Origin of the sequence: Flavobacterium frigoritolerans, assembly GCF_025847275.1 — a bacterium.
In the GTDB taxonomy this organism is placed as follows: domain Bacteria; phylum Bacteroidota; class Bacteroidia; order Flavobacteriales; family Flavobacteriaceae; genus Flavobacterium; species Flavobacterium frigoritolerans.
Genome location: NZ_JAOZEV010000002.1, coordinates 241,102 through 256,759, shown reverse-complemented (window position 1 = coordinate 256,759; position 15,658 = coordinate 241,102). Strand labels below are relative to the sequence as shown.

General features: G+C 32.1%; 16 protein-coding genes and 1 tRNA gene. 7 read left to right on the top strand and 10 right to left on the bottom strand.

Annotation, left to right across the window (positions count from 1 at the left end; all coding sequences use genetic code 11):
* Positions 1–37: 37 nt before the first annotated feature.
* The 3 genes from OIU80_RS03775 to OIU80_RS03765 all read right to left on the bottom strand — a co-directional run bounded on the left by OIU80_RS03775 (position 38) and on the right by OIU80_RS03765 (position 2,869).
* Positions 38–1,078 carry a ligand-binding sensor domain-containing protein gene (locus OIU80_RS03775; protein ID WP_264285720.1) on the bottom strand — a complete coding sequence of 347 codons (1,041 nt, stop codon included), beginning with the start codon at positions 1,076–1,078 and terminating at the stop codon, positions 38–40.
* A gap of 263 nt (positions 1,079–1,341) precedes the next feature.
* Positions 1,342–1,419, bottom strand: a tRNA-Val gene (locus tag OIU80_RS03770).
* A 211-nt stretch (positions 1,420–1,630) separates the two neighbouring features.
* Positions 1,631–2,869, bottom strand: a complete 1,239-nt coding sequence (locus OIU80_RS03765) for a bifunctional folylpolyglutamate synthase/dihydrofolate synthase (RefSeq protein WP_264285719.1) — start codon at positions 2,867–2,869, stop codon at positions 1,631–1,633.
* A 131-nt stretch (positions 2,870–3,000) separates the two neighbouring features.
* On the opposite strand from OIU80_RS03765, the gene OIU80_RS03760 reads away from it, so the two are divergent.
* Together OIU80_RS03760 and OIU80_RS03755 are read left to right on the top strand one after the other, a co-directional pair.
* Complete coding sequence (locus OIU80_RS03760) at positions 3,001–3,696, top strand: MotA/TolQ/ExbB proton channel family protein (RefSeq protein ID WP_264285718.1); 696 nt, start codon at positions 3,001–3,003, stop codon at positions 3,694–3,696.
* A gap of 3 nt (positions 3,697–3,699) precedes the next feature.
* Entirely contained in the window at positions 3,700–4,095 is a 396-nt protein-coding gene (locus OIU80_RS03755) for an ExbD/TolR family protein (protein ID WP_264285717.1), read from the top strand.
* A gap of 74 nt (positions 4,096–4,169) precedes the next feature.
* On the opposite strand, the gene OIU80_RS03750 is transcribed toward OIU80_RS03755, so the two are convergent.
* From OIU80_RS03750 to OIU80_RS03730, 5 genes are all read right to left on the bottom strand, one after another.
* Positions 4,170–5,126, bottom strand: coding sequence for an energy transducer TonB (locus OIU80_RS03750; protein ID WP_264285716.1), 957 nt, complete (start codon positions 5,124–5,126; stop codon positions 4,170–4,172).
* A 261-nt stretch (positions 5,127–5,387) separates the two neighbouring features.
* Positions 5,388–6,614 carry a Glu/Leu/Phe/Val dehydrogenase dimerization domain-containing protein gene (locus OIU80_RS03745; RefSeq protein WP_264285715.1) on the bottom strand — a complete coding sequence of 409 codons (1,227 nt, stop codon included), beginning with the start codon at positions 6,612–6,614 and terminating at the stop codon, positions 5,388–5,390.
* 123 nt (positions 6,615–6,737) lie between these two features.
* A complete protein-coding gene (locus tag OIU80_RS03740; protein WP_264285714.1) occupies positions 6,738–7,313 on the bottom strand; it encodes a chalcone isomerase family protein in 576 nt (191 codons plus the stop codon).
* Between the two features lie 267 nt (positions 7,314–7,580).
* Complete coding sequence (locus tag OIU80_RS03735; protein ID WP_264285713.1) at positions 7,581–8,156, bottom strand: chalcone isomerase family protein; 576 nt, start codon at positions 8,154–8,156, stop codon at positions 7,581–7,583.
* 651 nt (positions 8,157–8,807) lie between these two features.
* Complete coding sequence (locus tag OIU80_RS03730) at positions 8,808–9,383, bottom strand: chalcone isomerase family protein (RefSeq protein ID WP_264285712.1); 576 nt, start codon at positions 9,381–9,383, stop codon at positions 8,808–8,810.
* Between the two features lie 654 nt (positions 9,384–10,037).
* On the opposite strand from OIU80_RS03730, the gene OIU80_RS03725 reads away from it, so the two are divergent.
* From OIU80_RS03725 to OIU80_RS03705, 5 genes are all read left to right on the top strand, one after another.
* Positions 10,038–11,180 (top strand): acyl-CoA dehydrogenase family protein, encoded by a 1,143-nt coding sequence (locus OIU80_RS03725; protein ID WP_195735617.1) that lies wholly within the window; start codon positions 10,038–10,040, stop codon positions 11,178–11,180.
* 181 nt (positions 11,181–11,361) lie between these two features.
* Complete coding sequence (locus tag OIU80_RS03720) at positions 11,362–12,342, top strand: M20/M25/M40 family metallo-hydrolase (RefSeq protein ID WP_264285711.1); 981 nt, start codon at positions 11,362–11,364, stop codon at positions 12,340–12,342.
* Positions 12,343–12,379: 37 nt separating this feature from the next.
* A complete protein-coding gene (locus OIU80_RS03715) occupies positions 12,380–13,057 on the top strand; it encodes an SDR family NAD(P)-dependent oxidoreductase (RefSeq protein ID WP_264285710.1) in 678 nt (225 codons plus the stop codon).
* Between the two features lie 31 nt (positions 13,058–13,088).
* Positions 13,089–13,382 (top strand): four helix bundle protein, encoded by a 294-nt coding sequence (locus OIU80_RS03710; protein ID WP_264285709.1) that lies wholly within the window; start codon positions 13,089–13,091, stop codon positions 13,380–13,382.
* Positions 13,383–13,408: 26 nt separating this feature from the next.
* The gene (locus OIU80_RS03705; protein WP_264285708.1) at positions 13,409–14,014 is read left to right on the top strand and encodes a SprT-like domain-containing protein; all 606 of its coding nucleotides are present in this window, start codon (positions 13,409–13,411) and stop codon (positions 14,012–14,014) included.
* A gap of 89 nt (positions 14,015–14,103) precedes the next feature.
* On the opposite strand, the gene OIU80_RS03700 is transcribed toward OIU80_RS03705, so the two are convergent.
* Both OIU80_RS03700 and OIU80_RS03695 read right to left on the bottom strand, forming a co-directional pair.
* Entirely contained in the window at positions 14,104–14,865 is a 762-nt protein-coding gene (locus OIU80_RS03700) for an ABC transporter ATP-binding protein (RefSeq protein ID WP_264285707.1), read from the bottom strand.
* On the bottom strand, positions 14,862–15,611 hold the full coding sequence (locus tag OIU80_RS03695; protein ID WP_035619715.1) for an MlaE family ABC transporter permease: 750 nt from the start codon (positions 15,609–15,611) through the stop codon (positions 14,862–14,864). The genes OIU80_RS03700 and OIU80_RS03695 overlap by 4 nt, the downstream gene beginning before the upstream one ends.
* Positions 15,612–15,658 lie beyond the last annotated feature (47 nt).

Below are 15,658 nucleotides of genomic sequence, written 5' to 3'. Positions count from 1 at the left end.
TATCACATTTCGATCTTAAAATAGTAAACTAAAAATGCTATTTCTGACCATCTTTGCTTTTAAAGTCTGTGATGGTCTTTCCGTTATAACGATGTACTCCATTCATCGATCCAAACCAAATATTCCCATCACGAGTTTCTAAAATGCCAAAAAGCCCTTTTCCTCCTGACTTAATTTCGGTTACAGTAGGCTTTTTATCAGACAACGAGTTTCCGTCATAGCGAAAAAGTGCCCAAACTTGACTATTATCTCTTTGTGAATTAGTCCAAATATTACCTTTTTTATCTTCGATTATATGGCCGACAAAATTCTTTGTGAAATTAGTATGCGCACTGCCATCATAGCGCCAAAGACCATCAGGTCCGCCAAGCCAGATGTTACCTTTTTTATCTTCGATTATAGAACGAACATTTTTATAGGGTTTGTCGTTATGGGTAAAAATAGAAAATGTTTTTCCATCATAGATAAAGGTGTTGCCTCTTGTAGCAAACCAAAAATTGCCCTTTTTGTCTTCAATAATAGAATTGGTTTCATAAGGACGTCTATTTGGAAAGGTTTTTCCTGTTTGGTCCTCATTCATCTCATTCCCATCTATGATAAAATTCCGAAAGGACTTTCCGTCGTAACTACTTACTCCTCCAGAAACACCGAACCAGATATTGCCTTTTCTGTCTTCATAAATACTGGTTACTTCATTATTAAGAAGGCCTTCTTTAGTTGTGAAATTTTGAAAGGATTTTCCATCGTAATAATAAGTGCCTGAGCCGATAGTGCCTAGCCAAAAGTTACCTTTTTTATCTTCTAAAACTGAAAAAAAGCGAGCGGGAATTACTTTACTTGTAATATTGGTAAAAGACCTTCCATTGTACCGAAAAACACCAGTAAATGAGGCAATCCAAATGTTGTTTTTTCTATCTTGTATTATAGTTCGACTTATCCATTGAGGTCCGTGGGAGGTAATTTCGCCTTTGGTTTCGGAGTTGATAATAATTTTTTTTCCCTCTTTTTGTTTTTGTTGACAGGAGGTGTAGAGAAAAAGCATTAATAACATTGTGTAAATCTGTAAGTACTTATTCATTGTATCTTGCTATTAATTCAGATTTTATTTTATACTAATATAGAAACAATTCTTCAATGCGGAAATAAAAGTATTCATGTTAGTATTCAGAGAGGTAAGAAATATAGATTCTTCCTTTTTAGACTAACCAATATTTATGCTTAATTTTTGCTGCTCCACAGGTTTTCGTGTTGATCCCGTTTTCGTATTGATCCGTTTCGTGTTGATCCAAAATATTTCAAAAAAAGGCATAAAAAAACTCCTTAATTTCTTAAGGAGTTTCTTGGTGGGCGATGAGGGGTTCGAACCCCCGACCCCCTCGGTGTAAACGAGGTGCTCTGAACCAGCTGAGCTAATCGCCCTATTTTACTAGGTTGCTATCATTTTCTGATTGCGAGTGCAAATATAGAACTGTTTTTCGTATCTCCAAAATATTTTTAAAGAAAATGTAATGGTAATTTGTATTTAATTTTTAGCTTCTTGATATTTAGTTGTTTGGAATTACTGATTTTTAATGAAAGAATCAATTATTTCAATGTTTATTCTCTTTTGCTGCAAATTTGTTTCACTTTTTTATTTCTTTTCATCAGATAAAGGCAACTCGGCTACTACAAATGTACTTCCGCCTGCATAAATGAAATCATTTTTAGTAGCTTTTTCCTTTGCAGCTGAGAAAGCTTCAGAAACTGAATCGTAAGTTTTACCTATTAAATCGTATTTTTTTGCATTTTCTTGTAAAATAGAAGTGGCTAAGCCACGACTGGAGTTAGGACTGCAGAAATAGTAGTGCGCTTGTTTAGGAAATAATGGCAAGATCGAATCTAGATCTTTATCATTTACAACACCAAGAACAATATGTAAGTTGTCGAAAGTTTCTTTTTTAATCTGATTCATGACAATTGCTAAGCCATGTTTATTATGGGCGGTATCGCAAATTATTTTTGGATCCGCACCAAGTTGTTGCCATCTTCCTTGTAGACCAGTATTGGTTGAAACATTTAGTAAGCCAGTTTTGAGATTTTCATTGGTTACTTTAAATTCCTTTAGAGTATTTAAAATATGAATTGTTTGCTGTACCGTTTTTTTATTATGCTGTTGGTAATCTCCCAATAAGTCCGAAGGGTAAACTTCGGTAATCAAATCAGAAGCAAAATAAATTGGAGCATTGTTTTCTATAGCTTTAGCTAAAAAAACTGGCTGTGTTTCAGGAGTGTATTCTCCAATTACAACAGGAACGTTTGGTTTTATTATTCCCGCTTTTTCACCTGCAATTGCTGCTGGAGTAGTTCCTAAAAATTGTGTATGATCTAGATCGATATTGGTAATTACCGAAATTAAAGGTGTAATAATATTAGTAGCATCTAATCTTCCGCCTAAACCAACTTCTATAATAGCAATGTCTACTTTTTCTGTAGCAAAATAATCAAAAGCCAGACCAACTGACATTTCGAAAAAACTCATATCGTTAGATTCAAAAAAAGATTTGTGTTTACTTATAAACTCGCAGACAAAATCTTCTGAAATTTCTTTACCATTAATTTTAATGCGTTCTCGAAAGTCTTTTAAATGTGGTGAAGTATATAATCCAACTTTATATCCTGCTTCTTGTAATACTGAAGCAAGCATATGCGAGGTGGAACCTTTTCCGTTTGTTCCGGCAACATGAATGCATTTTAATTGATTTTCGGGATTATCAAGATGAGAAGCCAGCAGCTTAATGTTAGTTAAGTCTTCTTTATAAGCCGAAGCTCCTTGTAATTGGTACATCGGGAGTTGATTAAACATCCAGTTTGTAGTTTCTTGATAGTTCATTTATTTTGAGTAAAATAGTTGCTGATTGAAATAATTTCCGTTTTTTTTAGTTTAATATTACAACGAAAAGTATCTTTATTGCAAAATTGGAATATTTTTTAGAATTAATTATTAAAAACAAGAATTAATATATGTTTAGCTTCATTCAATTACAAGCGGATACTATTGCAAACGCCGCATCTAACGTAGTTATCGAAAAAATTGCACCAAATGCAGAGATTTCTGTTTTAGGATTTATCTTAAAAGGAGGGGTTTTCCTGATTCCAATTGCCATATTGTTATTTTACACTTTTTACGTAATTATCGAACGTTATTTATACATAAGTAAAGCTTCTAAAATCGATAATAGATTAATGATGGATGTTAGTGTAAATCTAAATTCAGGTAATTTAGATATGGCCAGAAGTATTGTAGAGAGAAGTGATACAGCTGCAGGAAATATTCTTAAAGAAGGTGTACTTGTCATAGGAAGACCAATTGCTGAAATTGAATCGAATATGGATCGTGCTGCCGATATTGAAATAGGGGAGATGGAAAGACGTTTAGGACATTTAGGTCTTATTGCTGGTATTGCACCAACTTTAGGTTTTATTGGAACTATTTCAGGAGTTATCAAAATATTTTATAGTATTTCGGTTACTGAAAATATTAGTATTGGTAATATTTCTGGTGGATTATATGAAAAAATGATTAGTAGTGGTTCAGGGTTAATTGTAGGTATTATTGCTTACAGTGCATACCACCTTTTGAATGGTAAAATCGATGATTTTGCATTAAAAATTCAGAAGCAAATTCTTGAGTTTGTAAATATTATTCAAAGATCATAAGCTATGTCAATTAAAAGAAAAAGAAGATTTCATGCCGAGGTGGCAACTTCATCACTAAGTGACATTATGTTTTTCTTGCTTTTGTTTTTCTTGATTATATCGACATTGGCAAATCCTAATGTTATAAAAATGACATTACCAAAAGCCAAAGCAAACGAAAAAACAAACAAACAATTTATAAGCTTATCAGTTACAGAAGATAAAAAATTCTATATCGATAAACAGCCAGTAGATTTTGAAGAGTTAGAAACAACGTTAATGTCGAAATTAGGTACAGATAAAGAACAAACAGTAGTCGTAAGGATTCCGTTTAATCTACAAGTGCAAGATTTGGTAGATGTGCTTCAAATAGGAGTGAGGAATAATCTTAAGTTTGTTATTGCAACAAGTCCTAAGTAATAAAAAAGTAAAGGCTACAAATAAAAAAGGCTTTCAGTGTAAAATCTGAAAGCCTTTTTTATTTTCTTATTATTTTAATTCAAATCGAAATTGTAGATAATTTTACCAACTTGTTTTTCGGGAGCATCGTTACTAGCTGCCCATTTTGTATTCATAGCAGCTATTTTGGCTTGATCCAATAAACATTTTGCTGTGTTTGTGGTTCCTTTAATTCCTGCAACTGCACTTATGGTTCTTCCGTTTCTGTCTACAGAAACTTCTACAACTACTCTTCCAACTTCATTACAAGTATAGTTTGGAGCTGGTTTAGATAATGCTTTTCTGTTTCCAAGAGAATAACCTGATCCGCCACCAGAACCGCTTCCTGATCCGCCTCCACTTCCAGAGCCGTATCCGCTTCCTGTTCCTATTCCGTTACCAGTTCCGTTTCCTCCACCAGTTCCACCGCCAGAACCACCAGTTCCATAATAGCCATTAGAATTCAAGCTTCCGTTTGATTTTCCTTTGTTACCAGCAACTTTATCATCACCATCGCCTCCTTTGTTAGAGCCTTTTAAAATACTTGATAATGCATCATTTGTGGTGTTTGAAACTTTAGGTTTCTCGACTACAGGTTTTGGGTCCGGTTTTGTAACTGTTATAGGTTTTTTTGTTTTCTCTTTTTGAGGAATTACAACACTCTCTTCGGTCGAATTCTCTTGTGACAGTATAGCTTCTTCAGGAGTCGATTTTACAGGAGTTTGTTTAGCATGGTTTTTCACCTCCAAAACTTCACTTTTGTAATTTGCACCTGAGCCCAAATCGCTATCGCCAAAGTTTACAGTAACGCCACCTCCACCACCACCGCCAGCTAATTCGTTCAGACCATTTGCAGGAGGCCAAAAACGGATGAAGAATAAAAGAAGTACAATTAGCCCATACAAAAGCACAGAAACAATGATTGATTTCTTTCTATCAGAGCCTGGAGCATTTGCAAACGAATCACTAGCTTTGCCTAGTAGTCTCGATATTAAGCCAATAGGGATTGCCATATTTTTATCAAATTAGTTTTAAATTTAAACGTTTAAAAGTACTAAAAATTGTTTACAATCAAAGGCAGGGACGGATTTTATGAAATGCTAGTTTTTAGTATCTGTTTCTAACACGCAGATTTATATTGTGTCATTGCAAATATTTAAAGAGTTAAATATTATTCGCTCGATCTGCTAAATTTATGTGGGAATAAAAAATAAAAAAACGAATCAAACAGGTGAAATACTAGTTTGATTCGTTTAGAATATTGTATAAAAAAATTATACTAATTGTTTCAGTGCAATTTCAAAAGCTGTTGCGCTGATATTTGTTTTTGATGCACTTAAAGCATGTGCTTTTTGTATTGCATTTTTTATAGTATCCGAAGTATCATTAAAAATAGCTTCATCAGTCATTTGAACTTTCTTTTCCATGAAATAGGCAAAAACACGAGCCATTCCGCAGTTAGAGATAAAGTCAGGAATTAAACTCACTTTGCTATCTACTTGTTCCATAATAGAACCAAAGAAAATTTCTTTATCAGCAAAAGGTACATTTGCTCCACAAGAAATTACTTCAAGACCATTAGTAATTAAAGCATCAATTTGATTTTGAGTTACCAATCTAGAAGCTGCACAAGGCGTGAAAATTTCAGCTCCAATTGTCCATATTTTTTCATTTATTTCTTCAAATGGAATCATATTATCAGCAACAAGTTTATTGCCATCTTTTGCTAAAAATAATGCTTTGATTTCTTCAAAAGAAAAACCTTCTTCTTTGATTAATCCACCATCTCTGTCAATAATTCCGATAATTTTAACTCCCATGTCTGCCAAATAGAAAGCGGCAGCAGATCCTACGTTACCAAAACCTTGCACGATTGCTTTCTTCCCTTTTACATCGCCACCATAAGTAGAATAAAAATGGCGTACTGCTTGGGCAACACCAAAACCAGTAATCATATCAGCAACAGTATATTTTCTTGTTACATCAGGTGAGAACTTTGGATTTTCAATTACTTTGATAACTCCTTGGCGTAATTGCCCAATTCGGTTAATTTTATCAGCTTCCGTAGGTTTAAAGTGACCGTTAAAAACTCCTTCTTGTGGATGCCAAACACCACATTCTTCAGTCATTGGAATTACTTCGTGAATTTCATCAACATTTAAATCACCACCAGTTCCATAATAACTTTTTAGTAATGGCGATACTGCTTTGTACCAACGTTGTAAAACTCCTTTTTTTCTTGGATCGTTTGGATCAAAATTAATACCAGATTTAGCACCACCAATCGCAGGTCCAGAAACTGAAAATTTTACTTCCATTGTTTTTGCCAATGATAAAACTTCGTTTACATCTAAACCCTTTCGCATTCGGGTACCACCACCAGCAGCTCCACCTCGAAGGGAATTAATTACTGTCCATCCTTCGGCTTCAGTTTCAGAATCTTTCCAATTGAATACGATCTCAGGTTCCTTATTTTCAAATTTCTTTAATAAATCTTTCATTTTACTGCGATTAGTTTAATTTAGACAAATATAAAAAATAGGATAATGCGAAATGTGTATTATACTAAATATTTCAAATAGTTCGTATAATGATGATTTTTTAACCAAATTACCTAAGAATGCTTATTTACCTAATAACTGATTTTTTAATTTCTCGTCCGTAGGTTTCTCAGCTAACCAAATGCTAAAAAGAGCTTTTTTGAAATCAAACCCTTGAATTTTTCCTTTTAATTGGTTGTTTTTGTATACCCAAACAGAAGAGTCATTAGGAGAGTAAATAAGTTTAAAGACATCTTTTTTGGTGATATCATCACTTAAGTAGTATTTTAATTCTTCGATTCGAGGCTGTAATACATTTAAATTATCTCCAGCAGTTTTCTTGAAATTGTCATCCATTGCTTTTGTCAATTTTTTAGAAGATACCATCGAGGAGGTAATTTCTATCCGAATTGCCATTTCTGTGTCACTATCAATAATGAATTTTGCATCTTGACTTAATTGAGATAAGTACAAAGCTTGCACATATATATCTGACCACATCATAGATCGTCCACCAGCTCCATTTAATGATAAAGTTTTGTTTTGGAATTCTATAGTTCTTGGAACCATTACACCTTCAATATTAAAAACTTTCTGAGCTGTAGTGGTCGAAAATTGCAAAGTCATAAGTACTGTAAGTGAAAATAAAAAATTATTCATTCTTATTGTATTTTTAAGTTTTTCGCAAAAATACTTCTAATTTTTGTATTTTAGAGACAGTTACGCCGACTTTTCTAAAAAATACATTAGGAATGAGTTTTTACTTACTAGTTAATTGGTTACAATTAACTAGTAAGTGTTTATTTGTATAGGTAGTTTGATTTTTTATTAGTCCGAGTTTAAATGATTTTCTCGGATTCATTTAGGTAAAGATTTTAGTATATTTAACTTGTTTTGATATCTTTAGCTGAAGTAGTATATTAAAATTTATTTACCTAATAATTGATCTTTCAATTTTTGATCGGCAGGTTTGTTAGATAACCAGATTCCAAAAAGAGCTTTTTTGAAATCATTTCCTTTAATTTTTCCTTTTAAAACATTGTTTTTATATACCCAGACAGATGAATCAATAGGAGAATAGACAATTTTAAAGATATCTTTTTCATTGATCTGGTTACCTAACATATTTTTAAAATCTTCTAATCGGTACCTTAAGGGTTCCATATTGTTTGCTGCCGATTTTTCGAAGCGTTCATGTATAAGTTGGGTTAATTTACTAGCTGGTATTATTGAAGTGGTTATATTGATACGAATTGCCATTTCAGTGGCACTATCCAGGATATATTCAGAATCTTGTGTTAATTGAGATAAGTATAAGGATTGTACACATGACCCTAACCATAATTTTGATCTTCCGCCTGCGCCATTTAATGATAAAGTTTTGTTCTGAAATTGGATTGTTCTTGGTAGAACAACACCATCTACTGTGAACGTTTTTTGTGCGGAAACATTAGTGAATTGCAAAGTTGAAATTACTGTAAGTAATAATAAAATTTTTTTCATCTTTTTGTAAATTTTGTAATTTTTACAAAAATAGGCCTATTTTCTGTCTTTTTTGAGTGATTATGCTCACTTTTTAATAGAAAGGCTTTATTTAAGAATGTTTTTAGTTTAAGTTATTTTACATGTAATCAACCTGTTGTGTGATTCTGATTTGTTGATGATATAGTGCTTTTCTATCTCAGTTATAGTGCATAAAAAGTCTATATTGCTTTGTAGTTTTTAGTTCTTAAATAATATAAAAATAATAGCTTGTTTCTTATAAGTGGTTTATTATCAGTGGGTATTATTAGTTTTTAAAATGAGTTAATTTTGATTTCTTGCAATAAAAAAAGTAGTAGTTACGATTTCACTAGCTCTATAAAGCACTCGTTTTCGCAGGCAATAGGCAGTGGTAATTTTAAGGTACAGAAATTGTAAAAAATTAACAATTAATTTGTAGTATAAATAGTTCAATATTTGGTTATTAATAAGACGAATTATCTTTCAAAAATATAAATCGATACTTTTTAGAAGTTTATTTGGATGAAAAATATAAGAATTCAGCTCGTTTAATGCTATTGCGTGGTTTCTTTTTTGTAGTAAAAGTATTCTTAACTATGTATTTAGTGTTGCGCTTTGTTTAATGTTTTTAAACTAGAAACAGCAAAATAATTACTTACCTAATAATTGATTTTTTAATTTTTCATCGGCAGGTTTATCAGATAGCCAAATTCCGAAAAGTGCTTTTTTGAAATCAAAGCCTTGAACTTTTCCTTTTAAAACATCATTTTTATATACCCAGACTGATGAATCAATAGGAGAATATATAAGTTTAAAAACATCTTTTTGGGTGATTTCATCACTTAAAAAACTTTTAAATTCTTCGATTCTTGGGCGTAATGCTTGCAGATTATCTCCAGCAGATTTTTCGAAACCATTATTCATGGCTTTTGTTAATTTGTTTGAAGATACCATCGAAGAGGTTATTTCAATACGAATAGCCATTTCGGTATCACTATCAATAATAAATTTTGGATCCTGGCTTAATTGTGATAAATATAATGCCTGAACATATACTTCTAACCACATTTTTGATCTTCCACCAGCTCCATTTAAGGATAAAGTTTTGTTCTGAAATTGAATTGTTCTTGGGACAGTAACACCATCAATATCGAAAGATTTTTGAGCAGTTGCCTCTGTGAATTGCAAAGTTAAAATTACAGTAAGTAATAGTAATAAGTTTTTCATATTCTCGTTATTTATATGATTTTTACAAAAATACTTTTAATTTCTATATTTTTATCATAAAAGTGTTGTGTTTTTTACGAAAACTGCTTATATAAGAAAACGTCTATTTGAAAGTTATTGTTTTGGTATTTAAGTGTTTATGAAATGTAAATATTTGCTGAATTATCTTATTTTTTGATGGTTGTAATTTGATTAAAAATTATATTTTCGGGAAGGAATTTACAGTCATCCATTCGTTTTTTTCTTCAAAAAACATATTTTTTAATTTTTCCGGTTACAATTTATTAACCTTAATCATGATTTCGATTTTATCTTTTAGGATGAAAACTAAAATTATTTTAATCTATAATAGGATGTGTTTAGGTTAACTGGTTTTATAGTTTTGAGAAGTCTTTTTGTGTTTTTTTTGATAAAATTTTATATTCAATTATCTCAGTTTTTAGAATTTTTGATTGCTATTTCTTCATTCTTTAATGAATTTTCGATGGTTGCCAAGCTGACAACATTAAGCGAAGTTCTTGATATTATTACGATAACGATATAGTGGTCATTTTTCTTTAGTCAAAAAAGCAAGTCAAAATTGAAAATTTCAGTATAAAAAAGTACCTTTGGATATATATATTTAACAAAAAGCAACTTTTATTTTATAATACTATGGATTTTAATCTTACCGAAGAGCACTTAATGATTCAACAAGCTGCTAGAGATTTTGCTCAAAATGAATTGTTACCAGGTGTGATAGAAAGAGACGAAAAGCAAATTTTCCCTACGGAACAAATAAAAAAAATGGGACAACTAGGATTCATGGGAATGATGGTTGATCCTAAATATGGAGGAAGTGGTTTAGATACGACTTCATACGTAATAGCTATGGAAGAGATTTCGAAAGTTGATGCTTCGGCTTCTGTAGTGATGTCGGTAAACAATTCATTAGTTTGTTGGGGACTTCAGGCTTTTGGTACCGAAGAACAAAAGCAAAAATACTTACCAGGATTGGCATCTGGAGAAATCCATGGAGCATTTTGTTTGAGTGAGCCAGAAGCAGGTAGCGATGCTACATCACAAAAAACTTCTGGTATCGATATGGGAGATCATTATTTGGTAAACGGAACTAAAAACTGGATTACTAATGGTAATACTGCTTCTGTATATATTGTAATTGTACAAACTCATGCTGAGAAAAAGCATAAAGGAATTAATGCTTTAATCATGACTAAAGATATGCCTGGTTTTTCTGTCGGACCTAAGGAACAGAAAATGGGAATTCGTGGTTCTGATACACATTCATTAATGTTTAGTGATGTAAAAGTACCAAAAGAAAACCGAATTGGTGAGGATGGATTTGGATTCAAATTTGCCATGAAAACATTAGCAGGTGGAAGAATTGGTATCGCTTCTCAAGCTTTGGGAATTGCTTCTGGTGCTTATGAATTAGCGCTTAAATATTCGAAAGAACGTAAGGCTTTTGGAACTGAAATTTGCAATCACCAAGCTATTGCTTTTAAATTGGCAGATATGGCGGTAAATATCGAAGCAGCACGTCATCTTTGTATGAAAGCCGCTTGGGATAAAGACCAACATAATAATTATGATGTAAGTGGTGCTATGGCTAAATTGTTTGCTTCGCAAGTAGCAATGGATACTGCTGTAGAGGCTGTTCAAATTCATGGTGGAAACGGGTACGTAAAAGAATATCATGTAGAGCGTTTTATGCGTGACGCAAAAATTACTCAGATTTATGAAGGAACTTCAGAAATTCAAAAAATAGTAATTTCAAGAGCGGTTATTGCAGGATAATCATTTTAAATTAATTTTAATAAAACCCTTTCGGCCTTTGGTATTGAAAGGGTTTTATTTTTGCAATAAAAATTAATTATATTTACAGCTTGCGATTAACGATTATTTAGTAGTTAATCAATTTTATACGTTTATGATAGAAATGATAAACAGAACAAACCAAACCCAAAAGATTTTTATGATGAAAAAACTATTCCTTTTAATTTTATTCCCTTTTATTTTTTTTGGGTGTAAAACCAATACACAAATTACAACCGATGCAACGCAGTCAAGTTTAAAGTTAGCAATTGATTATAAAGTAAAGGAGGATGAAGTGTCTTCGACTTTAAAATATCTTTCTTCGGATGAATTAGAAGGTAGAGAAACTGGAACAAAAGGGATTGAAAAAGCAGCTGTTTATTTGGAAGATTTTTTCAAAACCAATAAAGTAAAACCTTATTTTTCTTCTTATCGAGATACTTTATCTACATTTAAAACTCCAGCATATAACATAGTTGGGTATTTAGAAGGAACAGATCCTACGCTGAAAAATGAGTTTATAATTTTAAGTGCGCATTACGATCATATTGGTATTGATAAAAAAGGACTTAATGGCGATTTTATAAATAATGGAGCAAACGATGATGCATCTGGTGTTGTTGCAGTTGCAGAAATAGCAAAATATTTTAGTCAAACAAAACTGAATAAAAGAAGTGTGCTGTTTGTGTTTTTTGCAGGAGAAGAAAAAGGGCTCTTGGGGTCGAAACATTTGGCTAAAAAGCTAAAAAGCAAAAACTTTAATCTATATGCTCAATTGAATATTGAAATGATTGGAGTTCCAATGAAACGAGATTTTTTGGCCTATATTACAGGTTTTGATAAAACGAATATGGCAACAAAAATTAATGAATATACTGGAGATAAAACTATAGGATTCTTACCAAAAGAAGCAGAATATCAATTGTTTTTCAGGTCAGATAATTATCCTTTTTTCGAAGCATTCGGAGTACCTTGTCAATCAATAAGTACGTTCGATTTTGAAAACTTTGAGTTTTACCATCATGTTTCAGATGAATTTAAAGTGATGGATGTGCCACATATGACTTCATTTATTCAAGAATTATTGCCTGCAGTAACACATATGGCTAGCTCTCCAACAAAAGAGATTTTGATGACTAAATAAGCTATGCTTTTTTATAGGTTTTCCTTATTTTTGCGATATGAAAAATATTATTATTACAGGGACGAGTAGAGGGATAGGTTATGAGCTGGCTTTGCAATTTGCAAATGCAGGACATCAGGTATTAGCTATTTCAAGAAAAATCCCTCAATTGCTTTTAGAACATTCTAATGTTACTTGTCTTTCTGTTGATTTATCTAATGAAGCTGAACTACATAAAGTAGATGAATTTCTTTCTTCAACTTGGAAAAAAGTAGATGCATTGGTACATAATGCAGGAGCTTTGCTTTTAAAGCCTTTTGCAGAAACTACTCAGGCAGATTTTGAAAGTATTTATAAAGTAAATGTTTTTGCAGTAGCAAATCTTACTAGAGTTTGCTTGCCCTACCTTGAAAAAGGGAGTCATGTGGTAACTATTAGTTCTATAGGTGGAGTTCGCGGAAGTCTTAAGTTTGCGGGGCTTGCAGCGTATAGTTCTAGTAAAGGCGCTGTAATTACATTGTCTGAATTATTGGCCGAAGAATATAAAGAAAAAGGAATCTCATTTAATGTTTTAGCACTAGGGTCTGTTCAGACAGAAATGTTACAGGAAGCTTTTCCAGGATATCAAGCACCAATTTCGGCAAGTGGAATGGCTACTTATATTTATGATTTCACCCTTAATGGAAATAAATATTTTAACGGAAAAGTATTAGAAGTTTCTTCTACTAATCCGTAAAAAAATAATTATGAATTTTAAGTTCTGAATTATGAGTGAAAGTATCGTAACAACTAAAAGTTTTGAGTTAGCTATAAGAGGAGTTAATTTTTATAAATGGATGGTTTCTGAAAAGAAAGAATTTATAATGAGTAAACAGTTTTTACGTTCTATTACTTCAGTTGGGGCAAATGTTCGTGAAGCTGTTAATGCTCAAAGTAAAACAGATTTTATTCATAAATTATCAATTGCTCAAAAAGAATGCGTTGAATCAATACATCAACAGTGTAACGAGGTTCTGAAAATTATAAGAAGTATAATAATTACCTCGAAGAAAATTTTTTAATTCATAACTCATAATTTTTTTCAGTTTTGAGCCAAACTTTAGCAAAATATATCCCTGAACACGCGGTAAGACCAGTTTTTGATCTTATTGTTGATAATCGTGTGCATCTTAAGATTGTAAACGAAAGACAAACACGTCATGGGGATTATAGAAAAGGGCCGAGCGGCAAACATGAGATTACAGTAAATTCTAGCTTGAATAAATACAAGTTTTTGATTACGTTAATTCATGAAATTTCGCATTTAGTAGCATTCGAGAAATTTGGAAGAAATATTAAGCCTCACGGAAACGAATGGAAATATTCTTTTCAGCGGTTAATGGTTCCTTTTATTCGACCAGAAATATTTCCTAGCCACTTATTGCCACTGCTAGCGAGGCATTTTAAGAACCCTACGGCAAGTAGCGATACTGATACTACTTTATCATTGGCTTTAAAGCAATATGACAAAGAAAACGATAAGAATTATATTTTTGAAATCCCTTATGGAAGTGTTTTCAGAATCCAAAACGGAAAAGTCTTTAAGAAAATAGCAGTAAGAACGAAACGTTTTGAATGTCTCGAAATAAGCTCAGGAAGGACTTATCTTTTTAATCCAAATGCAGAAGTCGAGTTGTTGCTTACCAGAGACTAAATTTAGACTTAAAAGCAAATATAAAAACCCCAAATTTCAATTTAAATAAAATTGAAATTTGGGGTTTTTAATATGGTGTATATATGAGGCTATCCTTTTAAATAAGCTTCTCTTACTTTCTTGAATAAATTTGAAGAATAAACAAACTCAACAATAGCTTTATTATCGGTTACAAAGATTTCTTCTTTGGTACCTTGCCACTCTTTTACTCCGTTTTTTAAGAATAAAATATTTTCACCAATTTCCATCACCGAGTTCATATCGTGCGTGTTAATTACGGTGGTAATATTATATTCTTCAGTGATTTCTTTAATTAAATTATCAATTAAAGTCGATGTATTTGGATCTAAACCTGAATTTGGTTCATCACAAAATAAGTATTTTGGATTATTAACAATAGCGCGGGCAATTGCCACACGTTTTTGCATCCCCCCAGAGATTTCCGATGGTAATTTTTTATGGGCATCAATTAGATTTACTCTTTTTAAAACGAAATCTACACGATCCTGAATTTTAGAGCCTGTATCTGTGGTGAACATTTTAAGAGGGAAAGCAACGTTTTCGGCAACAGTCATGGAATCAAATAATGCACTTCCTTGAAATACCATTCCGATTTCGGTACGTAATTCTCTTTTTTCATCAGGATCTAGTTCTGAATAAACTCTACCGTCAAACTCAATTGTTCCAGAATCTGGAGCATGAATACCCAATAGGCTTTTTAATAACACCGTTTTTCCAGATCCACTTTGCCCAATAATTAGGTTTGTTTTTCCAGTTTCAAATACGGTCGAAACGCCTTTAAGTACTTTGCTGTCGCCAAATGATTTTTCTATATTTTTTACTTCTATCATGAGCCTAATAACAATTGTGTTAATATATAATTAAAAAGGATAATAGATACAGATGTCCAAACGAATGCTACTGTACTTGCTTTTCCTACTTCTAGAGCCCCACCTTTCATATAATAGCCATGAAATGATGGAATAGTTGCCAATAGCATGGCAAATATTATTGTTTTAATAAAAGCATAAGTAATGTGAAACGGAATAAATTCCATTTGTGCTCCCATTATAAAATCATCACTAGTTGTAAACCCACCGTAAACACCAGCTAGCCAACCTCCAAAAATACCCAAGAACATACTAATTCCGATTACAAAAGGATACAATAGTAAAGCGATTATTTTTGGAAAAACCAGATAGTTTAATGAGTTAACACCCATAACTTCTAGTGCATCGATTTGCTCAGTAACTCTCATGGTTCCTATACTTGATGTAATGAAGGATCCCATTTTTCCTGCCATAATAACAGAGATAAATGTTGGAGCAAATTCTAAAATTACTGATTGTCTGGTCGCGAAACCAATTAAGTATTTAGGAATTAATGGATTTGTTAAGTTTAATGCGGTTTGAATTGCAACAACTCCTCCTACGAAGAATGAAATGAAACAAACAATACCAAGGGAATCAATAATTAAGTCATCAATTTCTTTAAAGATTAGTTTTTTCATAACAGACCACTTGGTTTGTTTATTGAAAATTTCTTTAAGCATCAAGAAGTATCTTCCTATTTGGGATAAATAACGAATGAGCATCATAGTTTTTACGAATATGGGCTAAATTACGAAAATAGTTGCCAGTTTAC